General features: G+C 68.0%; 19 protein-coding genes and 4 pseudogenes. 9 read left to right on the forward strand and 14 right to left on the reverse strand.

What is annotated here, in order from left to right; translation table 11 throughout:
• Positions 1–77 precede the first annotated feature (77 nt).
• From AC2W7M_RS04155 to AC2W7M_RS04185, 7 genes and pseudogenes are all read left to right on the forward strand, one after another.
• A pseudogene (locus AC2W7M_RS04155) lies at positions 78–609 on the forward strand (murein hydrolase activator EnvC family protein); the annotation flags it as partial.
• Entirely contained in the window at positions 606–1,958 is a 1,353-nt protein-coding gene (locus AC2W7M_RS04160) for a S41 family peptidase (protein WP_486130281.1), read from the forward strand. The pseudogene AC2W7M_RS04155 and the gene AC2W7M_RS04160, both read left to right, overlap by 4 nt.
• A 420-nt stretch (positions 1,959–2,378) precedes the next feature.
• Positions 2,379–2,909 carry a F0F1 ATP synthase subunit delta gene (locus AC2W7M_RS04165; protein WP_486130314.1) on the forward strand — a complete coding sequence of 177 codons (531 nt, stop codon included), beginning with the start codon at positions 2,379–2,381 and terminating at the stop codon, positions 2,907–2,909.
• Positions 2,909–4,441, forward strand: coding sequence for a F0F1 ATP synthase subunit alpha (atpA, locus tag AC2W7M_RS04170; protein ID WP_486130283.1), 1,533 nt, complete (start codon positions 2,909–2,911; stop codon positions 4,439–4,441). The genes AC2W7M_RS04165 and atpA overlap by 1 nt, the downstream gene beginning before the upstream one ends.
• A gap of 37 nt (positions 4,442–4,478) precedes the next feature.
• Positions 4,479–5,354 carry a F0F1 ATP synthase subunit gamma gene (locus AC2W7M_RS04175; RefSeq protein ID WP_486130284.1) on the forward strand — a complete coding sequence of 292 codons (876 nt, stop codon included), beginning with the start codon at positions 4,479–4,481 and terminating at the stop codon, positions 5,352–5,354.
• 33 nt (positions 5,355–5,387) lie between these two features.
• Positions 5,388–6,824 carry a F0F1 ATP synthase subunit beta gene (gene atpD, locus AC2W7M_RS04180; RefSeq protein ID WP_486130286.1) on the forward strand — a complete coding sequence of 479 codons (1,437 nt, stop codon included), beginning with the start codon at positions 5,388–5,390 and terminating at the stop codon, positions 6,822–6,824.
• 303 nt (positions 6,825–7,127) lie between these two features.
• Positions 7,128–7,550: a F0F1 ATP synthase subunit epsilon gene (locus AC2W7M_RS04185; protein ID WP_486130288.1), complete on the forward strand. Its 423-nt coding sequence runs from the start codon at positions 7,128–7,130 to the stop codon at positions 7,548–7,550.
• A gap of 211 nt (positions 7,551–7,761) precedes the next feature.
• Here AC2W7M_RS04185 and AC2W7M_RS04190 read toward each other — a convergent pair whose 3' ends face one another.
• From AC2W7M_RS04190 to AC2W7M_RS04200, 3 genes and pseudogenes are all read right to left on the reverse strand, one after another.
• Positions 7,762–8,277, reverse strand: coding sequence for an RNA pyrophosphohydrolase (locus AC2W7M_RS04190; protein WP_486130290.1), 516 nt, complete (start codon positions 8,275–8,277; stop codon positions 7,762–7,764).
• A 145-nt stretch (positions 8,278–8,422) separates the two neighbouring features.
• A pseudogene (locus tag AC2W7M_RS04195) lies at positions 8,423–8,980 on the reverse strand (GNAT family N-acetyltransferase).
• 125 nt (positions 8,981–9,105) lie between these two features.
• Positions 9,106–10,235: pseudogene (locus tag AC2W7M_RS04200) on the reverse strand (type III PLP-dependent enzyme).
• Between the two features lie 832 nt (positions 10,236–11,067).
• Between AC2W7M_RS04200 and hemA the strand changes: the two are divergent.
• Positions 11,068–12,354, forward strand: coding sequence for a 5-aminolevulinate synthase (gene hemA / locus AC2W7M_RS04205; RefSeq protein ID WP_486130292.1), 1,287 nt, complete (start codon positions 11,068–11,070; stop codon positions 12,352–12,354).
• Between the two features lie 92 nt (positions 12,355–12,446).
• On the opposite strand, the gene AC2W7M_RS04210 is transcribed toward hemA, so the two are convergent.
• From AC2W7M_RS04210 to AC2W7M_RS04225, 4 genes are all read right to left on the reverse strand, one after another.
• Positions 12,447–13,313: a type 1 glutamine amidotransferase gene (locus AC2W7M_RS04210; protein ID WP_486130294.1), complete on the reverse strand. Its 867-nt coding sequence runs from the start codon at positions 13,311–13,313 to the stop codon at positions 12,447–12,449.
• 93 nt (positions 13,314–13,406) lie between these two features.
• Positions 13,407–14,306 carry a DMT family transporter gene (locus tag AC2W7M_RS04215; protein WP_486130296.1) on the reverse strand — a complete coding sequence of 300 codons (900 nt, stop codon included), beginning with the start codon at positions 14,304–14,306 and terminating at the stop codon, positions 13,407–13,409.
• Between the two features lie 25 nt (positions 14,307–14,331).
• Positions 14,332–15,084, reverse strand: coding sequence for an SDR family NAD(P)-dependent oxidoreductase (locus AC2W7M_RS04220; RefSeq protein ID WP_486130297.1), 753 nt, complete (start codon positions 15,082–15,084; stop codon positions 14,332–14,334).
• Between the two features lie 182 nt (positions 15,085–15,266).
• A complete protein-coding gene (locus AC2W7M_RS04225) occupies positions 15,267–15,578 on the reverse strand; it encodes a MarR family winged helix-turn-helix transcriptional regulator (RefSeq protein ID WP_486130299.1) in 312 nt (103 codons plus the stop codon).
• Between the two features lie 435 nt (positions 15,579–16,013).
• Between AC2W7M_RS04225 and AC2W7M_RS04230 the strand changes: the two genes are divergently transcribed.
• Positions 16,014–16,811 carry a creatininase family protein gene (locus tag AC2W7M_RS04230; RefSeq protein WP_486130301.1) on the forward strand — a complete coding sequence of 266 codons (798 nt, stop codon included), beginning with the start codon at positions 16,014–16,016 and terminating at the stop codon, positions 16,809–16,811.
• A 7-nt stretch (positions 16,812–16,818) separates the two neighbouring features.
• On the opposite strand, the gene AC2W7M_RS04235 is transcribed toward AC2W7M_RS04230, so the two are convergent.
• The 7 genes and pseudogenes from AC2W7M_RS04235 to AC2W7M_RS04265 all read right to left on the reverse strand — a co-directional run bounded on the left by AC2W7M_RS04235 (position 16,819) and on the right by AC2W7M_RS04265 (position 23,913).
• Complete coding sequence (locus tag AC2W7M_RS04235; RefSeq protein ID WP_486130303.1) at positions 16,819–17,409, reverse strand: NUDIX domain-containing protein; 591 nt, start codon at positions 17,407–17,409, stop codon at positions 16,819–16,821.
• 53 nt (positions 17,410–17,462) lie between these two features.
• A complete protein-coding gene (locus tag AC2W7M_RS04240) occupies positions 17,463–19,097 on the reverse strand; it encodes an ABC transporter ATP-binding protein (RefSeq protein ID WP_486130305.1) in 1,635 nt (544 codons plus the stop codon).
• Positions 19,094–19,540: a type II toxin-antitoxin system VapC family toxin gene (locus AC2W7M_RS04245; protein ID WP_486130307.1), complete on the reverse strand. Its 447-nt coding sequence runs from the start codon at positions 19,538–19,540 to the stop codon at positions 19,094–19,096. Before AC2W7M_RS04245 ends, AC2W7M_RS04240 begins: the two co-directional genes overlap by 4 nt.
• Entirely contained in the window at positions 19,540–19,788 is a 249-nt protein-coding gene (locus AC2W7M_RS04250) for a hypothetical protein (RefSeq protein WP_486130309.1), read from the reverse strand. The genes AC2W7M_RS04245 and AC2W7M_RS04250 overlap by 1 nt, the downstream gene beginning before the upstream one ends.
• A gap of 38 nt (positions 19,789–19,826) precedes the next feature.
• Positions 19,827–20,927: pseudogene (locus AC2W7M_RS04255) on the reverse strand (ABC transporter permease); the annotation flags it as partial.
• Between the two features lie 105 nt (positions 20,928–21,032).
• Entirely contained in the window at positions 21,033–22,145 is a 1,113-nt protein-coding gene (locus AC2W7M_RS04260; protein ID WP_486130311.1) for a microcin C ABC transporter permease YejB, read from the reverse strand.
• 79 nt (positions 22,146–22,224) lie between these two features.
• Positions 22,225–23,913, reverse strand: coding sequence for an extracellular solute-binding protein (locus AC2W7M_RS04265; protein WP_486130312.1), 1,689 nt, complete (start codon positions 23,911–23,913; stop codon positions 22,225–22,227).
• Between the last annotated feature and the right edge of the window lie 122 nt (positions 23,914–24,035).

Raw genomic sequence — 24,035 nt, forward strand, 5'->3', positions numbered from 1 at the left:
GCCTGGGCGTGTCCGGCTGTCGGACATCTTGCTCCTCCTGCTGGGGTCTGAAAAGCGGGATCGGCGCTACTCAAGCCAACGGACGGCGCGACTTCGTTCGCGAGGAGGACCCCGCGCGGCTGCGCCCCGCGCTCGCCTTCTCCGACGCCAAAGGCTTGCTGCCGCTTCCTGTTGCCGGGGTGCGGCTGCGCGAGTTCGGGGCGCCGGACGCGGCCGGCGGCGCGGAGAAGGGGGGGACGTCACCCATTCGCCACGCGCTCGGGGCGCCCGGTGAGCGCCCCTGCCGACGGCTGGGTGGTCTATGCCGGCCCGTTCCGCAGCTATGGACAACTCTTGATCCTCAATGCGGGCGGCGGATACCATATTCTCATGGCGGGCATGGACCGGATCACGGTGGACCTCGGCCAGTTCGTTCTGGCTGGCGAGCCGGTGGCGGTGATGGGCCGCGCGGGCAGGGTGGGTCCCTCGGCGGGACCTGCGCCTGCGGCCGGCGGCCCTCCAGCCTCGGGACAGCCCCAATTGTATGTAGAGTTCCGCAAGGACGGGGTGTCGATCGATCCCGCTCCCTGGTGGGCGGCAGCAACGGATAGTCGGAAGGTGCGCGGATGATGCGTCGGACGTCTTTGTTTCTTTTCGGCGCAGCCGCGGGCGCGCTGGTGGCGTTCACCGTGGTGCAGCCGCGCCTGTTCCTCGGGATGGCGGCGGAGGCCGCATCTTCGGATACCTATCGCCAGCTTGACCTGTTCGGCGACGTGTTCGCCCGCGTGCGGTCGGACTATGTGGAGAAGCCCGAAGACTCCAAGCTCGTGGAGTCGGCCATCAAGGGCATGCTCCAGGATCTCGATCCGCATTCGTCCTACATGGACGCCAAGACCTACCACGACATGCAGGTGCAGACCTCCGGCGAGTTCGGCGGCCTCGGCATCGAGGTGAAGATGGAGGATGGCCTGGTGAAGGTCATCGCCCCCATGGAGGACACCCCGGCCGCCAAGGCGGGCGTGATGGCCGGCGACCTCATCACCAAGCTCAATGACGAGCAGGTCCAGGGCATGACCCTGACCGAGGCGGTGGACAAGATGCGCGGCGAGGTCGGCACGCCGATCCGCCTCACCATCTCCCGCAAGGGCATCGAGAAGCCCTTCGAGGTGAAGGTGACGCGCGCCGTGATCAAGATCCAGGCGGTGCGCTCCAAGGTGGAGCAGGACGACATCGCCTATATCCGCATCAACCAGTTCACCCAGCAGACCAATGCGGGGCTGGAGAAGGCCATCGACAACCTCACCAGCGAGATCGGCGCGGACAAGATCCGCGGCTACATCATCGACCTGAGGAACAATCCCGGCGGCCTCCTGACCCAGGCGGTGGAGGTGTCGAGCGCCTTCCTCGACCGTGGCGAGGTGGTCTCCACGCGCGGCCGAAACCCCGAGGAGTCGAGCCGCTACAATGCCCGCGGCGGTGACCGCACCAAGGGCAAGCCGGTGATCGTGCTGGTGAACGGCGGCTCGGCCTCGGCGTCCGAGATCGTGGCCGGCGCGCTCCAGGACCACAAGCGCGCGACGGTGCTCGGCTCGCGCACTTTCGGCAAGGGTTCGGTGCAGACCATCATCCCGCTCGGGCGAGAGGGCGAGAACGGCGCGCTGCGCCTGACCACGGCGCGCTTCTACACGCCGTCGGGCCGCTCCATCCAGGCCAAGGGCATCGATCCCGACATCATCCTGGTGCAGGATCTGCCCGAGGAGGAGAAGGCCAAGCTCGGCGCGTCCGGCGACGGCCGCAGCGAGTCCTCGCTGAAGGGGCACCTGAAGAACGGCGAGGAGGAGCAGACCGGCTCGCCCGCTTACGTGCCGCCGGAGGCCAAGGACGACACCCAGCTCAAGCTCGCCATCGAGCTGATGAAGGGCACGGTGAAGAACGCCGCCTTCCCGGCCACCACCGAAAAGACCAGCCGGGCCAACTGAGCCGGCAGGCCACCCTTGGGCATAGCAGGTACGGAGGCCCCGCCGCACAGGCGGGGCCTCGTTCTTTTGTGGCTCTTGCGCCGCCCGCTTGCGCCTTTTTGACTTGGCGCCCGCCGTGGGTCCGCCATGGCTGCCGCAGGGTAAAATCACCGGCTGGCACGGCTTCGCAGGGGGATGCGGGCGCAGCGGGTGAACTCACGGTGCGGCAATGCGGCATATCGGCCCATCTTCGGTCATGTTGCCGCCTTCATCCGCCTGTGTTAGGCACACCGGGATTTCGCGGCGCGGGATTATCCCTCGGGGCGGATCAGGTAAGAATATTCCCAACAGATCAAGGGTTTGGGCAGAAGCGCGCATGGTGCGCCGCATCAGGCCGCAAGTCCGAGAGAGGTGCGGGTGGCGGAGACGATCGTGTCAGGCATGGCGGGGCGCTATGCAACCGCGCTGTTCGAGCTGGCCGACGAGGCCGGCGTCATCGATGCCGTGCAGGCGGACCTCGGCCGGCTTTCCGGCCTGATGGCCGAAAGCCCGGATCTGGCGCGGCTCGTCAAGAGCCCGGTCTTCACCGCCGAGCAGCAGCTCGCGGCGATGGCCGCGGTGCTCGACAAAGCGGGAATTTCCGGCCTCGCCGGCAATTTCGTGCGGCTGGTGGCCCAGAACCGCCGCCTGTTCGCGCTGCCGCGCATGATTTCCGACTATGCCGCTCTCGTCGCGCGCAGCCGCGGCGAGACCACGGCCGAAGTCACGGTGGCCGCGCCGCTCGGCGATGCCCACCTCGCCGCCCTCAAGGAGGCGCTGGCGCAACAGACCGGCAAGGACGTGCATCTCGACGTCACCGTCGATCCGTCCATCCTCGGTGGTCTCATCGTGAAGCTCGGCTCGCGCATGGTCGATGCTTCCCTGAAGACCAAACTCAATTCTATCCGGCATGCGATGAAAGAGGTCCGCTGATGGACATTCGAGCCGCTGAAATCTCCGCGATCCTCAAGGAGCAGATCCAGAATTTCGGCCAGGAGGCGGAAGTCTCCGAGGTCGGCCAGGTTCTCTCCGTCGGCGACGGCATCGCGCGCGTCTACGGCCTCGACAACGTCCAGGCGGGCGAGATGGTCGAGTTCGAGAACGGCACGCGCGGCATGGCGCTGAACCTCGAGATCGACAATGTCGGTATCGTGATCTTCGGCTCCGACCGCGAGATCAAGGAAGGCCAGACCGTCAAGCGCACCGGCGCCATCGTCGACGTGCCGGTGGGCAAGGGCCTGCTCGGCCGCGTGGTCGACGCCCTCGGCAATCCGATCGACGGCAAGGGCCCGATCGCGTTCACCGAGCGCCGCCGCGTGGACGTGAAGGCGCCGGGCATCATCCCGCGCAAGTCCGTGCACGAGCCCATGCAGACCGGCCTCAAGGCGATCGACGCCATGATCCCGATCGGCCGCGGCCAGCGCGAGCTGATCATCGGCGATCGCCAGACCGGCAAGACCGCCGTCGCCCTCGACGCGATCCTGAACCAGAAGCCGCTGAACGCCGGCGATGCGCCGGAGAGCCAGAAGCTCTACTGCGTGTACGTCGCGGTGGGCCAGAAGCGCTCCACCGTCGCGCAGTTCGTGAAGGTGCTGGAGGAGCAGGGCGCGCTCGACTATTCGATCATCGTCGCCGCCACGGCGTCCGATGCCGCGCCGATGCAGTTCCTGGCGCCGTTCACCGGCACCGCCATGGGCGAGTATTTCCGCGACAACGGCATGCACGCGCTCATCATCCATGACGACCTGTCCAAGCAGGCCGTGGCCTACCGCCAGATGTCGCTGCTGCTGCGCCGCCCGCCGGGCCGCGAGGCCTATCCCGGCGACGTGTTCTACCTCCACTCCCGCCTGCTCGAGCGCGCCGCCAAGCTCAATGACGAGAACGGCGCCGGCTCCCTCACCGCGCTGCCGGTGATCGAGACCCAGGCGAACGACGTGTCGGCCTACATCCCCACCAACGTGATCTCCATCACCGACGGCCAGATCTTCCTGGAGAGCGACCTGTTCTACCAGGGCATCCGCCCGGCGGTGAACGTCGGCCTCTCGGTCTCGCGCGTCGGCTCGGCGGCGCAGATCAAGGCGATGAAGCAGGTGGCGGGCAAGATCAAGGGCGAGCTCGCCCAGTATCGCGAGCTCGCGGCCTTCGCCCAGTTCGGCTCGGACCTCGACGCCTCGACCCAGAAGCTGCTCAACCGCGGCGCCCGCCTGACCGAGCTGCTCAAGCAGAGCCAGTTCTCGCCCCTGAAGGTCGAAGAGCAGGTGGCTGTGATCTTCGCCGGCATCAACGGCTACCTGGACCCGCTTCCGGTCTCCAAGGTGCGCGAGTTCGAGGCCGGCCTGCTGCTGGCGCTGCATGCCCAGCACCAGGACATTCTGGACACCATTCGGACCTCCAAGGAGCTCTCCAAGGAAACGACCGAGAAGCTGACCAAGGCGGTCGACGCCTTCGCCAAGAGCTTCGCCTGATCGCCCTGGAGTTGTCTCGAACTGACGGACGGTCGCGATGGCGAGCCTGAAGGACCTTAGAAACCGCATCGCCTCCGTGAAGGCGACGCAGAAGATCACCAAGGCGATGCAGATGGTCGCCGCGGCGAAGCTTCGGCGCGCCCAGGCGGCGGCTGAGGCGGCGCGGCCCTATGCCGAGCGCATGGAGACGGTGCTGGGCAACCTTGCGGCTGGCATGCTCCAGGGCGGGCAGGCGCCGCTTCTGCTCACCGGCACGGGCAAGAGCGAGCGGCACCTGCTGCTCGTTGCCACCGGCGAGCGCGGCCTGTGCGGCGCGTTCAACTCCTCGATCGTGCGCTTCGCGCGCGAGAAGGCGCTGTCGCTGATCGCCGACGGCAAGCAGGTGAAGTTCTTCTGCGTCGGACGCAAGGGCTACGAGCAGCTGCGCCGCACGTTCCCGAACGACATCATCGAGCTGGTCGATTTGCGCGCGGTTCGCACCATCGGCTTCAAGGAGGCGAATGACATCGCCGCCAAGATCCTGCACCTGCTCGACCAGGGCGCGTTCGACGTCTGCACGCTGTTCTATGCTCACTTCAAGAGCGTGATCTCCCAGGTGCCCACGGCCCAGCAGCTCATCCCGGCCACGTTCGAGGCACGTGCGGCCGATGCCGATGCCCCGGTCTACGAATACGAGCCGGACGAGGAGGAGATCCTCGCGGACCTGCTGCCGCGCAATCTGTCGGTGCAGATCTTCAAGGCGCTGCTGGAGAACCAGGCATCGTTCTACGGCTCGCAGATGAGCGCCATGGATAACGCGACGCGGAACGCGGGCGACATGATCAAGAAGCAGACGCTGATCTACAACCGGACGCGTCAGGCCATGATCACGAAGGAACTCATAGAAATCATCTCCGGCGCCGAAGCGCTCTGACCACGGCCTGGACGAGGACAAAGGACGACGAACATGGCGAACCCCACCGGACGCATTACCCAAGTCATCGGCGCCGTTGTCGACGTGCAGTTCGACGGCCATCTGCCGGAAATCCTGAACGCGCTCGAGACCACCAATCATGGCAACCGCCTGGTGCTCGAAGTCGCCCAGCATCTCGGTGAGAACACCGTCCGCACCATCGCGATGGACGCCACCGAGGGCCTCGTGCGCGGCCAGCCCGTGACCGACACCGGCGCGCCGATCCAGGTGCCCGTGGGCGAGGCCACCCTCGGCCGCATCATGAACGTGATCGGCGAGCCGGTGGACGAGCTCGGCCCGGTGGTCGGCGAAGGCAAGCGCGCCATCCACCAGCCGGCCCCCTCCTACGCCGAACAGTCCACCGAAGCGGAAATCCTCGTCACCGGCATCAAGGTGGTGGACCTGCTCGCGCCGTACTCCAAGGGCGGTAAGATCGGCCTGTTCGGCGGCGCTGGCGTGGGCAAGACCGTGCTCATCATGGAGCTGATCAACAACATCGCGAAGGCGCACGGCGGCTACTCCGTGTTCGCCGGCGTGGGCGAGCGCACCCGCGAGGGCAACGACCTCTATCACGAGATGATCGAGTCCAAGGTGAACGTGGATCCCCACGAGCACAACGGCTCGGCCGCCGGCTCCAAGTGCGCCCTCGTCTACGGCCAGATGAACGAGCCTCCGGGTGCCCGCGCCCGCGTCGCGCTCACCGGCCTCACCGTCGCCGAGCACTTCCGCGACCAGGGCCAGGACGTGCTGTTCTTCGTGGACAACATCTTCCGCTTCACCCAGGCCGGCTCGGAAGTGTCGGCGCTGCTCGGCCGCATCCCGTCGGCGGTGGGCTACCAGCCGACGCTGGCCACCGACATGGGCGCGCTGCAGGAGCGCATCACCACCACCACCAAGGGTTCGATCACCTCGGTGCAGGCCATCTATGTGCCGGCCGACGACCTGACCGACCCGGCGCCCGCCGCTTCCTTCGCCCATCTCGACGCGACCACCGTGCTCTCGCGCTCCATCGCCGAGAAGGGCATCTATCCGGCGGTGGACCCGCTGGACTCCACCTCGCGCATCCTCTCCCCGCTGGTGATCGGCGAGGAGCACTACAACGTGGCGCGCCAGGTGCAGCAGACCCTTCAGCGCTACAAGGCGCTGCAGGACATCATCGCCATCCTGGGCATGGACGAGCTGTCCGAAGAGGACAAGCTCACCGTGGCTCGCGCCCGCAAGATCGAGCGCTTCCTCTCCCAGCCCTTCCACGTCGCGGAAGTGTTCACCGGCTCTCCGGGCAAGCTCGTGGACCTCAAGGACACCATCGCCGGCTTCAAGGGCCTCGTCGAAGGCAAGTACGACTACCTGCCCGAGCAGGCCTTCTACATGGTCGGCTCCATTGACGAAGCCATCGAGAAGGGCAAGAAGCTCGCCGCTGAAGCGGCCTGAGCCAAGCCTTTGACGGGGTGAGCCGCCACGCCCCGACATCGCGATCCTGATTTTCGGCCGTCCGGCCGGCGGGATCGCGGGTCTGGCTCATCCGGCCCGGACCGGCGGAGGTCCGCCGGGCGGGCATCGATACCAACCTCCGGGACGCGCGTCCTGGAGGCGGCCTGACGCCGGAGCAGATCCGCCCCATCGGCCCTGGTGCCGTGCCCGGCGGGATCATGGGGCTCTGCGTCGGCCTCATAGCCCAGCGCCGGCGCTGATGCGGCGACGCGCGGGCGCAAGGACGATCCGGAGACGAGAGACATGGCATCCCTTCCCTTCGAGCTGGTCTCCCCCGAGCGGCTGGTGTTTTCCGGTGCGGTGAGCGAGGTGATCGTCCCCGGCGCCGAGGGCGAGTTCGGCGTGCTGGCGGGCCATGCCCCCTTCATCGCCATGCTCAAGCCCGGCATCCTCACCATCCTGGGCGACGGCGCGCCGAAGCGCTATTTCGTCCGCGGCGGATTCGCCGAGGTGAACGCGGCTGGCCTCACCATCCTCGCCGAGGAGGCGAAGCCGGTGGAGGAGATCGACGCCGGCGCGCTCGCCCAGCACATCAAGGACGCCGAAGAGGACGTGCGCGACGCCACCAGCGACGAGGCGCGCCAGCGCGCCCAGCGCCAGCTGGACGACCTGCGGCAGGTGGCCCTGGCGCTGCACCCCGGCGCGGGGGCCGCGACGGCGCATTGAGCCCATCGGGCGGAGTATAGGACGTCCGTCTGCCGCCGCCAGGCGTCGGGACGGAATGGCAGGCCGGGCCATCGCCCGGCCTTTTTGCTGGCCGCAGCCCCCATCGCGGGATGCCGAAACGACGGGCTCCGTCTCACCCTGTTCGGCGCCGCCGAAGAGGCCGGGCCACCGAGATGCGCGGCGGGGCTGTCCGCCGCCGCCGCGTACCGTCTCACGGTGCCGCGAAGCGCCGGAACTCCTTCACCACCCGCAGATAGACGTCGCGCTTGAAGGGGATGACGAGGTCGGCGACACGGTCGATCTCCTCCCAGCGCCAGGCGCAGAATTCCGGCTTGTGGCCGCCGCCGGGCTGGGCGATGTCGATCTCGTTCTCCGAGCCGGTGAAGCGCAGGGCGAACCATTTCTGGGTCTGGCCGCGGTAGCGCCCCTTCCACGCGTCCTTGGCGACGCGGCCGGGCAGGTCGTAGGTCAGCCAGTCCTCCACCTCGCCGAGCCGGGTCACGGAGCGGATGGAGGTCTCCTCGTAGAGCTCGCGCAGCGCCGCCTCGAAGGGCGCCTCGCCCTTGTCGATCCCGCCCTGGGGCAACTGCCAGGAATAAACCGGGTCCACATGCTCCGGTCCCTGGAGGCGCTGGCCGATGAACACGCGGCCGGCCGGATTGAACACGCATAGCCCCACGCACGGGCGGTAGGCGCGTTCGTCGTGTGTCTGGTCGTGCTTGGACATTGGGCGTGGACCGGGGCTGGAAGGGCGCGGCGCGCCCGGTTCCGCCTGTCATCGCGCGGCCGCGCATCGGCGCAAGGCCGTCCAAAGCCGAACGCCTCCTCCCGGGAGGACGGGAGGAGGCGCCAGGCGTTGCGGTGCGCGGAGTTCAGGCGGTCTTGCGCAGCCCCTCGTCCCGCGCCATCAGCTCGGCGAACGACGGCAGAGCGACGCGCGCGCCGGTGGGGCTGATCAGGCCGCGGGCGCCGGACAGCGCGCCGTCCGTCAGCTCGAGGCCGAGCAGGCGGTCGCGGTCATAGGCGCCGGGCATCCACAGCTCGCGGGTATGGTCCGCCGAGAAGCCGAAGCGCGCATAATACGGCGCGTCGCCCACCAGCAGCACCGCCGCATGGCCCTTCGCCCTCGCGGCGCCGAGCGCATGGCGCATGAGCGCGCCGCCAAGCCCGCGGGCGCGGAACCAGGGATGGACCGCCAGCGGGCCAAGCAGCAGCGCCGGCTTGCCGGGCCCGGCACAGACGTTCCACAGCCGCACCGTCCGGCCATGCGCCCGTCGGGGCCATGGGCGGAGAAGGCGAGGCCCTCGGCGGGAAGACGGCCTCGCGCAGGCGCTCGGAGGATTTCGCGAAGCGCGCGGCGCCGAAGCACAGGTCCAGCAGGCCTTCGCGCCGGCCACATCTTCCACGGTTTCAAGCACGATTTCAGTCATCGGCAGCTCCTGCGCCACAACCAAAACGGTGAGAAGAGCCGTCCCGCCGGCGCGGATGCGCGCGGCAGTTCACACGGGGAACCCGAGGGGACGGAGCGGAAGACGAGGGGGCTAATGCCCCCTCTTCAGATCACGTAGGACTTCAGCGGCGGGAAGCCGTTGAACGCCACCGCCGAATAGGTGGTGGTGTAGGCGCCGCAGGCCTCGATGATGACCTTGTCGCCGATGGAGAGCGACAAAGGCAGCTCCACGGGGGTCTTCTCGTAGAGCACGTCGGCCGAATCGCAGGTCGGGCCCGCGAGCACGCAGGGCGCCACGTCGTCGCCGTCGCGCGGGGTGCGCAGCGGATAGCGGATCGCCTCGTCCATGGTCTCGGCGAGACCGCCGAACTTGCCGATGTCGAGATAGACCCAGCGCAGGGCGTCCTTCTCGGACTTCTTCGAGATCAGCACCACCTCGGTCTCGATCAGGCCGGCATTGCCGACCAGGCCGCGGCCCGGCTCCATGATGGTCTCGGGCAGCGCATTGCCGAAATGCTTGCGCAGCGCCGAGAAGATCGCCTCGCCATAGGCCTGCGCCGCCGGCACGTCCTGGAGGTACTTCGCCGGGAAGCCGCCGCCGAGGTTCACCATGGAGAGCGCGATGCCGCGTTCGGCGCAGTCGCGGAAGATCGCCGCGGCGGACGCGAGCGCGCCGTCCCAGGCGTTCACGTTCTTCTGCTGCGAGCCCACGTGGAACGACACGCCATAGGGCTGGAGGCCGAGGCGGAAGGCGTGCTCCAGCACGTCCGCCGCCATCTCCGGCTCGCAGCCGAACTTGCGCGAGAGCGGCCACTCGGCGCCCGCGCCATCGCACAGGATGCGGCAGAACACCTTGGCGCGCGGGGCGACGCGGGCGATCTTCTCGACTTCCTCGTAGGAATCGACGGCGAACAGGCGCACGCCCAGCTTGAAGGCGCGCTCGATGTCGCGCTCCTTCTTGATGGTGTTGCCGAACGAGATGCGCTCGGCGCCGGCGCCGTGGCGAGCACCATGTCGATCTCGCCCGTGGAGGCGCAATCGAACGAGGAGCCCATCTCCTCCAGCGCCTTCAGAATGGCGGCGTCGGGATTGGCCTTCACGGCATAGAACACGCGGGTGTCCGGCAGCGCGCGGGCGAAGGCGGCGTAATTGGCGCGCACCACGTCGAGGTCGACGACCACGCAGGGGCCGTCCTCACGTCGGGTGCGAAGGAATTCGCGGATGCGATCGGTCATGGAAACCTCCCCGTGACCTGAAGCCTCGTGAAGCGCAGGGATCTGCGCGACGACAGGACGGGCCTCCTTTCGGGAGGGCCCGGGGCACGCACCATCAGCCGCCCGGCGATGTGGACACGCCGGGCGTCTGCGGGCCGTACCCGCTTCGCCGGGCTTCAAACCCGGCCGCATCATCGGACCGAACGGCAGCCGAATCGCCCGCTTGGCCGGACGGCAAAGCAGGAGTGAGGGACGACTGCGCACGATTGGAGAGGGAGAGTCCCACTCCGCACGGCCGGCAAGATGTAGTGCCTCTTTAGTAACGCCGCCCTTTGGAGGGGAGACCGAGACCAAAAAAGCCCTTACGTCGTTGCTTCAAGTCACGTCCCCCGCATTGAGGAGCGGGGTGGGCCGGTTCCCTCCGGCTTGTCGATCGTCCTGGCAGCTTTCCGGCCTCTTGTCCGGAGATCCTACCGACCGACACGCGACCACAGGCACGTGCGAATTTGGGCAACGCGGATGTAGGGTATTCGGCCCCCCATGCAAGGGGCGATTTCGTGAATTTCGCGGCGATCCGAAGGCAAGGCCGCCCGGCGGCGACACCGCGCAGAACGTGGCCGGCAAAGTGCTGCCAATAAAGGAGCCAAGAAGCGCCGGGCGGCCGAACTCCCAGCTGTACCTTCGTGCTGCATTGCGAAGGAATGTCGCCATGCCCCGCCACCCCGCGCCCGATCGCCGCGCGGCCTGGCGGCCCCTTGATTGGCATCAATACAAAGAGCAAGGTGGCACTCTACAACGAGAACAATTCGGGGAGCCCGGCGCCATCGGGATCCCGTCCTGCGCAGGGTCCGAAATGAACTACGATCATTTCTTCGCCGATGCCATCGACGCGCTCCGCAAGGAGCGGCGCTACCGCACCTTCGCGGAGATCGAGCGCGACGCCTCGCGCTTCCCGCGTGCGGTCTGGCATTCGCCCGGCGGCCCGCGCGACATCGTGGTGTGGTGCTCCAACGACTATCTCGGCATGGGCTCGCACCCGAAGGTGGTCGAGGCCATGTGCAGCGCGGCGCAGGCCCGCGGCGCCGGCGCCGGCGGCACGCGCAACATCTCCGGCAACAGCCATGAGATCGTGATGCTGGAGCGCGAGCTGGCCGACCTGCACGGCAAGGAGCAGGGCCTGGTCTTCACCTCCGGCTACATCTCCAACGCCACCGGCATCTCCACCATCGTCAAGCTGATCCCCGACTGCGTGGTGATCTCCGACGAGCTCAATCACAATTCCATGATCGAGGGCGTGCGCCAGGGTGGCCGGCAGAAGGCCATCTTCCGCCACAACGACCTCGGCCACCTGGAAGAGCTGCTGAAGGCGGCCGGCGACCGGCCGAAGCTGGTGGCGTTCGAGAGCGTCTACTCCATGGACGGCGACATCGCCCCCATGGCGGGCATCTGCGACCTCGCCGAAAAGTACGGCGCCATGACCTATCTCGACGAGGTCCATGCGGTGGGCATGTACGGCCCGCGCGGCGCCGGCGTCGCCGAGCGCGACGGTGTCATGCACCGCATAGACGTGATCGAGGGCACGCTGGGCAAGGCGTTCGGCGTGGTGGGCGGCTACATCACCGGCAAGCGCACCGTGATCGACGCGGTGCGCTCCTATGCGCCCGGCTTCATCTTCACCACCGCGCTGCCGCCGGCCATCGCCGCCGCGGCCGCCGCCTCGGTGCGGCACCTCAAGGAGTCCCAGGCGGAGCGCGAGGGCCAGCGCGCCCAGGTGGCCAAGGTGAAGGCGGCGCTCGCCGCCGCCGGCCTGCCGCAGATGGAGACGCCGACCCACATCGTGCCGGTGATGGTGGGCGACGCCAAGGCCTGCAAGATGGCCTCCGATCTGCTGCTGGCGGAGTACGGCATCTACATCCAGCCGATCAACTATCCGACCGTGCCGCGCGGCTCCGAGCGGCTGCGAATCACCCCCACGCCGTTCCATGACGACGCGCTGATCGCCCATCTGGCGCGGGCGCTCTCGGACGTGTGGGAGCGCCTGGAACTGCCTTATGCGGACCGCGTCGCCGAGCGCGCCGACAACCAGCGCCGCACGGCGCTCGGCCCGGCGCCGATCCCGGTGCCGGTGGCGGGGGGCTGAGGGCCGCGGACGGCACGTCGATTTTCCATCTTCGCGCCCCGGCATCGTCCGGGGCCGTCGCATTTTGGGGACCGGGAAGAAGGGGCGTGCCTTCAGCCGCGCCCGCGGGCGGCGCGGGTCGGCAGCACGTGGCGCTCGATGAAGTTCCGGATCTCGATGGTGCGCGTCGCCTTGGAGATGACCGCGCCGTCGATGCCGTAGCGCCAGGCCAGCGCCTTGTTGCCCGGCTCGCGCTCGAAATGCTCCAGGTCGCCGATGAAGGCCGCCTCTTCGTCCTCGTCGAGGAAGAAGCCCTCCGCCACCAGCGAGGGGCTCAGCCGGCGGAAGATCGCCGCCATCTCGCGGAACGGATATTCCGGGTGGTACTGCACCGCCCAGCAGGTGCTTTTGCCGGCGCGAATCTCCGCCGCCTGCACCACCGAATGGTCGTTGGTGGCGAGGATCTTCGCATCCGGCGGCAGCGTCTCCACCTCGTCGAGATGCACCGTCATGGCCTCGAACACGGGGGGCTTGTCGGCGAACATGGGGTGGGCGGCGCCGGCCTCGGTGGTGCGGATGCGCCGGCCGAAGCCCACCTCGCGCCCCTTCGGATTGAGCCGCACCACGCCGCCGGCCGCCACCGTCAGGAGCTGGAGGCCCCAGCAGCTGCCGAAGATGGGCACGCCGGTCTCGAACGCCGATCGCATCAGGGCGATCTGCGCCGCGATCGGCGCGCCGCCATTGTAGATGTTGAGCGAGGAGCCGGTGATGGCGATGCCGTCATAGCCCTCGAGCCCGCCGCTGTCGGGCAGGTTGGCGCCGGGATCGGCGGGATAGCAGATGTCGGCGATGGCGCCGGGGCACAGTTCGCGCAGCAATCGGGCATAGCCTTCGCTGGCGGCTTCGCCGCCGAACTGGACCTGGCGCGCACGGGCTTCGGCGGTGTTGCCTTCGACGACCAAAAGGCGGGGGGCGGGCATGATCCTCACGGGGCCTTGGGGAACTTCAGCCGCGCAGCATAGGCGGCTTTTTGACGAAAACGAGAAGCACCTGCATTCGGCGGTAGCCGCCGCTCAGGGCGCGTGCCGGTGCAGCTTGCGTTCGCGCAGGATCAGATAGATGCCGGAGGCGATGACCACGGCCGCCCCGGCGAGCGTCCACGGGCTCGGAACCTGGCCGAACAGGAACCAGCCCAGCGCCACCATGGCGACGATCTGGGTGTAGATGAAGGGGGCGAGCGTCGCCGCCGGAGCCCGCGCATGGGCGAGGATGAGCACGAAGTGCCCGGCCCCGGCGATCACGCCGAGGAACAGCATGCCGCCATAGACCAGCGGCTCGTGCGGCGTCTCCCAGACGAAGGGCAGCGGCAGGCTGGCGGCGATGGTGCCCACGAGCGCCGAATAGAACAGCGTGGTCGGGCTGGAATCGTACGGCGCCAGCATGCGGGTGGCGATGGAATAGAGCGCGTAGGTGGCGGCTGCCGCCAGCGACAGGAATGCCGCCGGATGGATGCCGCCGGCCCCCGGCCGCACCACCAGGAGGATGCCCGCAAAACCCACGAGAATGGCGATCCAGCGCCGTGTGCCGACCCATTCGCCAAGCAGCGGCCCCGCCAGGAGCGCCACGAAGAAGGGCGTGGAGAACATGATCGAGACCGTCTGGTCGAGCTGCAGATACTGGAGCGCGGCGAAGTTCAGCGCCGTGGTGGCGTAGAGCAGCGCCGAGCGCCCGAGCTGGAGCCAGGGGCGCCTGGTGCGCAAGAGGCCCGGGACGGTCCAGGGATTGAACACCACCAGCGAGGCCGCGAAATGGATCGCGTAGCGCGCCCACACCACCATCAGCACGTTGATATGGCTCGAAAGCCATTTCGCCGTGGCGTCGGTCAGCGCAAAGCTCGACACGGCGAGGCACATGAGAGCGATGCCCGCGAGCGTGGCGCGCCCGGCGGACGTGGCGGACCCTTCGGGCGCCATGGCAGACCTCGGGAGGCGGTGAGCCTCAATAGGTGGCGCGGCCGCCCGAAAGGTCGAACACCGCACCGGTGGTGAACGAGCAATCCTGGGAGGCCGCGAACGCGATGGTCGCCGCCACCTCGTCCACCTGCACGAATCGCCCGCGGGGAATCTTGGACAGCATATAGTCGATATGCTGCTGGCTCATCTGGTCGAAGATGGCCGTGCGCGCCGCCGCCGGCGTCACGCAATTGACGGCGATGTCGTAGCCGGCCAGCTCCTTGCCCAGCGACTTGGTGAGGGCGATCACGCCCGCCTTCGAGGCCGAATAGGCCGAGGCGTTAGGGTTGCCCTCCTTGCCGGCGATGGAGGCGACATTGACGATGCGCCCGTAATTCTGCGCGATCATGTGCGGCGCCACCGTACGGCAGCAGAAGAACGGGCCGTCGAGATTGATCGCCATCACCTGCCGCCACGCCGCCTCGGGATAGTCCCACACGGTGTGGTTCGGCCCGGCGATGCCGGCATTGTTGACCAGGATGTCGATGCGTCCGAGCGCCGCCAGCGCTTCGGCCACAGCCCGCTCCACGTCGGCGAGGCTGGTCACGTCCACCGTGACCGGCGTCACCGTGTCGCGGCCGATGGCGTCGGCGGTGCTGGCGGCGAGCGGGGCATCGCGGTCGAAGATCACCACCTTCGCGCCGGAGGCGACGAAGCGCTCCACCACCGCGCGGCCGATGCCCTGCGCGCCGCCGGTGACGATGGCGGTGCGCCCCTGAAGATCGATGGCGTTGGACATTACTCCCCCTCCCTTTTGCCCGCAGGTCAGTCGCGGCCTTGTCGGCGCGCTTTAATCGATTGAAATAGCCATAGCGCGCCGCTGCGCCAGAAAAAAGCGCTATCGGCGCATGCGGGTCAGGTGAGCATATGCGCGCGGCGCGCAGCCCGGCGCCGCGCCGCGCGCCGGCGGCCGGGGGCGGATCAGACGTCGTCGTCCTCGTCGCCCGGCTCCGCCTCGTCGTCCACGCCGCCATCGGCGCCGAGGCGCAAGGCGAGATTCTTTTCCACCTTGCGCAAGAGCTTGCGCAGGCGCTTCTTTTCCTTGTGGTCGAGGCCGGCCACCATCTCGCCTTCCAGCGTCTCCCACACGCCGTCGATGGCGCCGCCGCGGTCGCGGCCCGCATCGGTGAGGAAGACGCGCACCAGACGGCCGTCGCCGTCGGTGGCGCGGCGTTCGACGAGGCCCTGGGTGGTGAGGCGGGCGATGGTCTTGGACGCGGTGGGCGGGCGCACGCGCAGCGCTGCGGCGAGATCGCCATGGTGCGTCCGTCCTCCTCGGTGAGCAGCTTCAGCACCGCCTCCTGGCCGGGAAACAGGCCGAGATCCGCGAGCAGGCGCGCCGAAAGGGCCTTTTGCAGCCGAGCAGTGTGGTTCAGCCGATAGCCGATGGTCTTCGCGAACGGGTCTTTCATACCTGCCCCCCTGGCGGCGTGCCCGGGTCCAAAGACCCCGGCGCGCCCCGCCCCCGCGCAAGCTCGCAAACGGCGCCATCCGCCGCCCGCTGCCCGCCGCGCGCTACTTATCCACGCGCCGGCTTACAATTTTGCGAAGGTCCGTGCCGGCCTGAACCGTCGTCCTCGAAGCCATCTATCGGTGGCTTCGGACTTATAGCATATCGTGGCGGCGCGGGCCGGGCCGCCCCGACCGCTGATCTTTGGAGGAGAAAGCGTGTTCGCCCGCTGGCAGGATCTGACCTCGCCGCGCCTCGGCCAGCTCGCCGGACGCGACCCGATCGCGGTGCTGCCGGTGGCGGCGGTGGAGCAGCATGGGCCGCATCTGCCGCTCGGCACCGACCTTCTCATCTGCGAGGGCTATCTGGCACGCATCGCGCCGCGGGTCCCCGCCGCTCTCACGGTGCTGGCGCTGCCGATCCAGGCGGTGGGAAAATCGGACGAGCACCTGTCCTTCCCCGGCACGCTCTCGCTGACGCCGGAGGCGGCGCTCGCCGCCTGGCTGGAGATCGGCGACTGCGTCGCCGCCGCCGGCATCCGGCGCCTGGTCATCCTCAACACCCATGGCGGCAACGTGCCGGTGATGGACCTCCTCGCCCGCAAGCTGCGCGCGCGCCACGCCATGCTGGCGGTGATGGCGTCCATGCACCGTTTCGGCTACCCGCCCGGCCTGTTCGCCGAGGACGAGCGTGCGCACGGCATCCATGGCGGCGACATCGAGACCTCGCTGATGCTCGCCTTCCGCCCCGATCTCGTGGACATGGGCGCGGCGGCCGACTTCTCCCCCTTCAGCCGACAGATGGAGGCCCGCTTCGGCCAGTTGCGGGCCAACCATCCCATCGGCTTCGGCTGGATGAGCGAGGACCTGCACCCGAGCGGCGCCATGGGCGACGCCCGCGGCGCCACGGCGGCGAAGGGCGAAGCCGCGGCGGCGTTCGGCGCCGCCGCGTTCGTCGCGCTGCTCGACGATGTGGCGGCGTTCGATCTCGGCCACTTCACGCGGCCGCCGGGCTGACGCGCGCTCAGGCCGGCGACGCGCCGGCCACCATCTGCCGCAGGCGCGCGCGGTTCAGCGCCAGCCACTGCAAAGCGATGATGAGATAGCCGTTGGCGCACCGGCTGCCGTCGAGTGCGGCGAGGGCATCGTCGATGGTCGCCGTGAAGGGATGCGTGACCTCCACTTCGTCTGCCGCGCCGGCGCGCGCGGGCAGGCGGGCGCTGTCCACCAGGCCGAGAAAGAACTGCGCCGCTTCGTCGGTGATCCCCGGCGTCGGCAGGAAGGACAGCATGGGAATCAAGGCGCGCGGCGCGATGCCGATCTCCTCCACGCATTCGCGCATGGCCGCCGTGGCCGCATCCTCGCCCGCCTCCACCCGGCCTGCGACGATCTCCACCAACTCGCCGCGTCCCGTTGCGAGGTGCGCCGGGAGGCGGAACTGGCGGATCAGGACCAGGAGATCGCGGTCGGGATCAAAGGCGAGAACGCCCACAACCGGCCCGCCGCGCAGGACGTCCCGCGTCTGAGAGAAGGCGCTGCCGTCATCGTGGCGCAAGACCACCTGATAGCGCTCATAAGGGCGGAAGGCATCGGCAAGCGAGGCGGGAGTGCTCACCTCGACATTGGCCGCTCTGTCTGCCGGAATGCCGCCACCTGGCATGCGGAGGCTCATTGATTCACCACGCCTGACTGCGAACTCTCCAGCGAAAATGCGGCTGCGAACAGGGCCTGGGTGTAGGCCTCCTTCGGATTGCTGAAGACGTCATGCGCCGGGCCCTGCTCCACCACCTGGCCGCCGCGCATGACGAGAATGTTGCTCGCCAGCGCCGAGACCACGCGCAGATCGTGCGAGATGAACATGTAGGTGAGGTCGCGCTTCTTCTGGAGCGCGCGCAGGAGGTCGACGATCTGCGCCTGGACGATCATGTCGAGCGCGCTGGTGGGCTCGTCCAGCACCACGAAGGCGGGCTCCAGCGCCATGGCGCGGGCGATGGAGATGCGCTGGCGCTGGCCGCCGGAGAATTCGTGCGGGTAGCGGTGGCGGCTTTCCGGATCGAGCCCGACGTCGGCGAGCGCGGCGACGACGCGCGCCTCGCGCTCGTCCTCCGACAGGTGCTTCTGGTGCACCAGCAGCCCTTCGCCGACAATGTCGGCCACCGACATGCGCGGCGAAAGAGCGCCATAGGGGTCCTGGAACACGATCTGCATTTCGGCGCGCAGCGGGCGCAACTGCTTGAAGCCGAGCCCGTCGATGCGCCGGCCGAGGAAGGCCACCGGCCCCTTCGAGGAGATGAGGCGCAGCAAAGCGAGGCCGAGCGTGGTCTTGCCGGAGCCTGATTCGCCCACCACGCCCAGCGTCTCGCCCTTGCGGATGGCGACCGACACGCCGTCCACCGCCTTCACGTGCCCAACGGTGCGGCGCAGCACGCCGCGCTTGATGGGGAAATGGACCTTGAGATCCGTGGTCTCCACCACCACCGGCGCATCGGGCGCGGCGGGCGCGGGGTCGGGCTTCGGTTCGGCCTTCAGCAGCGCCTTCGTGTAGGCATGCTGGGGGTGCAGGAAGGTCTCTTCCGCGCCGCCCTGCTCGACGATCTCGCCCTTCTGCATCACGCACACCCGGTCGGCGATCTTGCGCACGATGCCGAGGTCGTGGGTGATGAACAGCATGGCCATGCCGAGCCGCGCCTGCAAATCCTTCAGCAGCTTGAGGATCTGCGCCTGCACGGTGACGTCGAGGGCGGTGGTGGGCTCGTCGGCGATCAGGAGGTCCGGCTCGTTGGCAAGCGCCATGGCGATCATCACGCGCTGGCGCTGGCCGCCGGAGAGCTGGTGCGGATAGGCCGAGAGGCGGCTCTCGGGATCGGGAATGCCCACCTCGGCCAATAGCTCCAGCGTGCGCGCGCGCGCCGCCTTGGCGCTCATGCCGCGATGCAGGATGAGCATCTCGCCCACCTGCTGCTCGATGGTGTGCAGCGGGTTGAGCGAGCTCATGGGCTCCTGGAAGACCATGGTGACGTCGTTGCCGCGCACGCCGCGCAGCTCGCGCTCGGAGACGGTGAGCAGGTCGCGCCCCTTGAACAGGATCTCGCCTGTGGGATGGCTGGCGGCCGGATAGGGCAGGAGCTTCAGGATCGACAGCGCGGTGACCGATTTGCCGGAGCCGCTCTCCCCCACCAGCGCCAGCGTCTCGCCCTTGGCCAGCTCGAAGGACACGCCCCTTACCGCAAGCGCGCCCGCCGGCGCGTCGGCACGGCGGAAGGCGACGGAGAGGTTGCGGACGGAGAGGAGGGGGGAGGTCATTCAGGTTTCAGAAGGTCGTCGATCGTGAATGGAGAGACGGGCAAGCGGACGATCCCTTCAGGGACCGAGAGCCGATCATCGTCTGAGATGAAGTGCGTACAGCCGAACGCCAAAGCGGTCGCCACATGGACCGCGTCAGGCAGCTTCAATGCCCGTTGCGTTGTGCGCAGCCGGGCGGCATCGATCAAGATCGCCCGATCGACGCTCGGAACCATGAAACCGGGAACGCTCGAAATCATGGACTGGTATGCAGTGATCACACCTTCATCACGTCGCTCCATCGGTTTCACGAGGATTTCCGCAAGTGTGATCTCGCTCGTGACGCCTTCGACCTCGCCATCCTCGATGGCAGAGAGAACCCACCAAGCGTGATCTGAATGCGCGCCCACATGCTCAAGCGCCGCGATGAACACGTTCGCGTCGAGATAGGCGCGAGGAGCCATCAGCGCCGATCCCATTCGTCGCGAAGCGCTCGGACGTGAGCGACGATCTCCTCAGTCGATGCAAACTGAGAGCGCCGCAATTCCTTCCACTGGGAGAAATGCGCCGTGCGAGCATGCGGAAGCTTCAGGGCCATCACCTCGGGTTCGGCTTCCAAGGAGACGGTTACTGTGTCGACATGCGGCAGCCCCTGCCGCAAATCCTCGGGCAGCCTCTCCACCGGATAATGCTCGCGCACGATCTTGTTCATGGCTTTCGCCTCCGCGCCCATCCTACCACACCCCGTCCTCACCCGAAGGTCTTGCGCGGGTCGAAGGCGTCGCGCACCGCTTCGCCGATGAAGATCAGCAGGCTCAGCATGATCGCCACGGTGAAGAAGCCTGCGAGGCCGAGCCAGGGGGCCTGGATGTTGTTCTTTCCCTGCGAGAGCAATTCGCCCAGCGAGGGCGAGCCCGGCGGCAGGCCGAAGCCGAGGAAGTCGAGCGCCGTCAGCGTCATCACCGACGAGGAGAGGATGAAGGGCAGCATGGTCAGCGTCGCCACCATGGCGTTGGGCAGGAGGTGCCGCGTCATGATGGTGAGGTTCGACACGCCGAGCGCCCGGGCCGCCTGCACATATTCGAAATTGCGCACGCGCAGGAATTCGGCGCGCACGAGACCCACCAGCGACACCCAGGAGAACAGGAGCAGGATGCCGAGCAGCACCCAGAAGCCCGGCACCAGCACCGAGGAGATGATGAGCAGGAGATAGAGCGAGGGGATGGCGGTCCAGATCTCGATCACCCGCTGGAAGATCAGGTCCACCCAGCCGCCGAAATAGCCCTGCACTGCCCCCGCCGTGACGCCGATCACCGACGACACGATGGTGAGCGCGAGGCCGAACAGCACCGAGATGCGGAAGCCGTAGATCAGCCGCGCCACAACGTCCCGGCCCTGGTCGTCGGTGCCGAGCCAGTTCCATTCCAGTCCCGCGCAGCCGTCCACACCCTTCTTCTGTGCCACCGCCTTGCACTGCTCCTCGGTGAGCATCCAGGTGGGCGGGGAGGGGGCGGGGGTGGGAAGGTCGAGATTGTGCGTGGAATAGGAATAGCGGATGGGCGGCCAGACCATCCAGCCGTCCTTCTCGGCGATCAGCTTCTTCAGGTAGGGGTCGCGATAGTCGGCCTCGGTCTCGAAGTCGCCGCCGAAGGCGGTCTCCGGATAGGACGCCACCACCGGGAAGTAATAGGCGCCGTCATAGGAGACGAGGATCGGCTTGTCGTTGGCGATGAATTCCGCGAACAGGCTGGCCACGAACAGCACCATGAAGATGACGAACGACCAGTAGCCCCGTCCTGAATGGCGGAAGATGGCGAGCCGGCGCCGGTTGAGCGGCGACAGCGTGAAGCGCCGCGCGGCGCTGCTGCGCGCCGCGGCTGCAGCGCCCCGTGGGCTGGTCTGCGCGCGGCGGGAATGTCGGTGGCTCTCGGCTGGAGGACGGGCACGGCGTCCATGTCAGGCCTCCCGCGTCTCGAAGTCGATGCGCGGGTCCACCAGCATGTAGGTGAGGTCGGAGAGCAGCCCCACCACAAGGCCGGCGAGCGAGAACATGTAGAGCGTGGCGAACACCACGGGATAGTCGCGGTTGAGCACGCTCTCGAAGCCGAGCAAGCCGAGCCCGTCGAGCGAGAAGATGGTCTCGATCAGGAGCGCGCCGGCGAAGAAGGCGGACACGAAGGCGGCCGGAAAGCCGGCAATCACGATCAGCATGGCGTTGCGGAAGACGTGGCCGTAGAGCACGCGCCGTTCCGAAAGCCCCTTCATGCGCGCCGTCATGACGTACTGCTTGCGGATCTCCTCCATGAACGAGTTCTTGGTGAGCAGCGTCATGGTGGCGAACGCGCCGGTGGCCATGGAGATCAGCGGCAGCGCCAGATGCCACAGATAGTCGGCGATGCGCTCGGGCCAGCTCATCTGCCAGAAATTCTCCGAGGTGAGTCCCCTGAGCGGGAACAGGTCGAAGAAGGAGCCGCCGGCGAACAGAACGATCAGCAGGATGGCGAACAGGAAGGACGGAATGGCATAGCCCACGATCACGATCGCCGAGGTCCACACGTCGAAGCGCGAGCCGTCCCGCATGGCCTTGGCGATGCCCAGCGGGATGGAGATGGCATAGGTGATGAGCGTCATCCACAGGCCGAGGGAAATCGAGACCGGCAGCTTCTCGATGATGAGGTCGATCACCGAGATGTCGCGGAAATAGGAGCGGCCGAAGTCGAAGGTCGCGTAGCTGGTGATCATCTTCAGGAAGCGTTCGTGGGCCGGCTTGTCGAAGCCGAACTGCGCCTCCAGTTCCTTGATGAAGGCCGGGTCGAGCCCCTGGGCGCCGCGATACTTGGAGGAGAGCGCGTCCGACGCCCCCGCCCCCGGCGCGGCGGTGCGACCGGCGAAGTCGCCGCCGCCGCCGGACACGCGCTGGGTGGCGGAGACGTCGTCGCCGGTGAGCTGGGCGATGACCCGCTCCACCGGTCCGCCGGGCGCGAACTGCACCACCACGAAGGAGACCAGCATGATGCCGAGGATGGTCGGCACCATGAGCGCGATGCGGCGGATGATGTAAGCGAGCATTCCCTCTCCCGATCCGTTGCCCGACGGTGGCCGGGGCCGAAGCCGGCGTCAACCGTTTCCGCGCCACGCCTGCGCGGCGCTATCCGGCCTTCGCGTCCGGCGTGCGGCTCCACCAGGTGTCCAAGAACCCGCGCTCGAACTTGGGCTTTGTCGGCGGGCGCTCGAACACATCCCAGAAGGCGATGCGGTGGACCGCCGAATGCCATTGCGGGATCCAGTAGCGGCCCGAGCGCAGCACCCGGTCGAGACAGCGGCAGGTAACGACGAGGTCCTCCGCATTCTCCGCCGCCAGCGCGCGCGAGATGAGCGCGTCCACCACCGGGTCGGCGATGCCGGCGAGGTTGTAGGAGCCGCGGGCGCGGGCCGCCTCGGTGGAGAAGTAGGCGCGCAGCTCGTCGCCGGGATAGGGCGCCATGGAATAGCGCTTCACCACCACGTCGAAGTCGAAATTCTGGAGCCTGAGCTGGTACTGCGCCGCATCCACCACGCGGTAGGTGGCCTCGATGCCGGCCTTCTTCAGATGGGCGATGAAGCGGGCGTGGTGGCGCTCCATGGCGCCCTCATTGTCGAGGAACTCGATGGCGAGCACCTCGCCCTTCTGGTCCACCAGGCGACCCTGCTGGATGGTGTAGCCCGCCTCCTTCAGAAGCTGGGCGGCCTGGCGGCGCAGGTTGCGGTCCTCGCCCGAGCCGTCGGAGACCGGCGGCACCCACGGCTCGCCGAACACCTCCTCCGGCACCTTGTCGCGGAACGGCTCCAGCAGCTTGAGCTCGGCAGGCGACGGCAGGCCCTGCGCCATCATTGGCGAGTTCTGGAAGTAGGAGACCGTGCGCTTGTAGGCGTCGTACATCACGTTCTTGCCGGTCCACTCGAAGTCGAACAGCAGGTTCACGGCCTCGCGCACCCGGCGGTCGTGGAACTTGGTGCGGCGCGTGTTGAGGAACCAGCCCTGCACGCCCGAGAAAGTGTCGTCGGGCACGGTCTCCACCTTCACCTTGCCCTCGCGCACGGCGGGGAAGTCGTAGGCGGTGGCCCATTCGCGGGCGGTGAACTCCTCGCGGAACAGGTAGGCGCGGGCCTTGAAGCCTTCCATGCCGGCATTGCGGTCGCGGAAATATTCGTAGCGCACGGTGCCGAAATTGTAGCGCCCGCGCATGGCCGGCAGATCGCGGCCCCAATAGTCGGCGACGCGCTCATATTCCAGGAACCGGCCCTGCTCGAAGCGCGCCATGCGGTAGGGTCCGGAGCCGAGCGGCAGATCGAGCGAGGACTGGTTGAACGGATGGGTGGCGAGATAGGCCTTCGAGAAGATCGGCAGGCCCGCCGCGGTGAGCGGCACGTCGCGCGCCCGCCCGGCCTTGAACCGCATCACCACCGTGTGCGGGCCGTCCGCTTCCACGGCGGTCACGTCGCGCAGCGCCATGCGGATGGTCTCGTAAGCGTCCGCCTTCATGGCGGCGAAGGTGGCCACCACGTCGTCCGCGGTGAGCGGCGCGCCGTCGTGGAAGCGCGCCTTGGGGTTCAGGCGGAAGCGGTAGGTCAGCCCGTCGTCCTCGATCACCACGGCGGAGGCGAGGCGCGCATACATGGCGCTCTTCTCGTCGCCGGCGGCGGTGAGCAGGCTGTCATAGATCAGCTCGATGCCCTGGGCGCCGTTGCCGCGCTGGTTGTAGGGGTTCAGCGTGTCGAAGGTGTTGGGCGCCTGGTTGTACATGAAGGTGGAGCCGATCTGGGAGAACGGCCCACCCTTCGGCGCATCCGGGTTCACATAGGCGAAGTGCTTGAAGTCGGCAGGGTATTTTCAGGTCTCCGAAGAAGGAGAGGCCGTGCCGCTCCACGGCCTTTTGCGCGGCGCGCCTCGGCGCGCGCCTGGCCTCGGCCCGCAGGCCT

It is taken from the genome of Xanthobacter sp. BG11Y11_SDJG, assembly GCF_057364445.1.

Bases quoted from the DNA above. Each gene is read 5' to 3' on its own strand.
- AC2W7M_RS04220 (WP_486130297.1), bottom strand. From the start codon at position 15,084: ATGTCCAACGCCATCGATCTTCAGGGGCGCACCGCCATCGTCACCGGC.
- atpA (WP_486130283.1), top strand. From the start codon at position 2,909: ATGGACATTCGAGCCGCTGAAATCTCCGCGATCCTCAAGGAGCAGATC.
- AC2W7M_RS04215 (WP_486130296.1), bottom strand. From the start codon at position 14,306: ATGGCGCCCGAAGGGTCCGCCACGTCCGCCGGGCGCGCCACGCTCGCG.
- AC2W7M_RS04160 (WP_486130281.1), top strand. From the start codon at position 606: ATGATGCGTCGGACGTCTTTGTTTCTTTTCGGCGCAGCCGCGGGCGCG.
- AC2W7M_RS04190 (WP_486130290.1), bottom strand. From the start codon at position 8,277: ATGTCCAAGCACGACCAGACACACGACGAACGCGCCTACCGCCCGTGC.
- atpD (WP_486130286.1), top strand. From the start codon at position 5,388: ATGGCGAACCCCACCGGACGCATTACCCAAGTCATCGGCGCCGTTGTC.
- AC2W7M_RS04250 (WP_486130309.1), bottom strand. From the start codon at position 19,788: ATGAACAAGATCGTGCGCGAGCATTATCCGGTGGAGAGGCTGCCCGAG.
- hemA (WP_486130292.1), top strand. From the start codon at position 11,068: ATGAACTACGATCATTTCTTCGCCGATGCCATCGACGCGCTCCGCAAG.
- AC2W7M_RS04185 (WP_486130288.1), top strand. From the start codon at position 7,128: ATGGCATCCCTTCCCTTCGAGCTGGTCTCCCCCGAGCGGCTGGTGTTT.
- AC2W7M_RS04240 (WP_486130305.1), bottom strand. From the start codon at position 19,097: ATGACCTCCCCCCTCCTCTCCGTCCGCAACCTCTCCGTCGCCTTCCGC.
- AC2W7M_RS04175 (WP_486130284.1), top strand. From the start codon at position 4,479: ATGGCGAGCCTGAAGGACCTTAGAAACCGCATCGCCTCCGTGAAGGCG.
- AC2W7M_RS04210 (WP_486130294.1), bottom strand. From the start codon at position 13,313: ATGCCCGCCCCCCGCCTTTTGGTCGTCGAAGGCAACACCGCCGAAGCC.
- AC2W7M_RS04260 (WP_486130311.1), bottom strand. From the start codon at position 22,145: ATGCTCGCTTACATCATCCGCCGCATCGCGCTCATGGTGCCGACCATC.
- AC2W7M_RS04165 (WP_486130314.1), top strand. From the start codon at position 2,379: ATGGCGGGGCGCTATGCAACCGCGCTGTTCGAGCTGGCCGACGAGGCC.
- AC2W7M_RS04245 (WP_486130307.1), bottom strand. From the start codon at position 19,540: ATGGCTCCTCGCGCCTATCTCGACGCGAACGTGTTCATCGCGGCGCTT.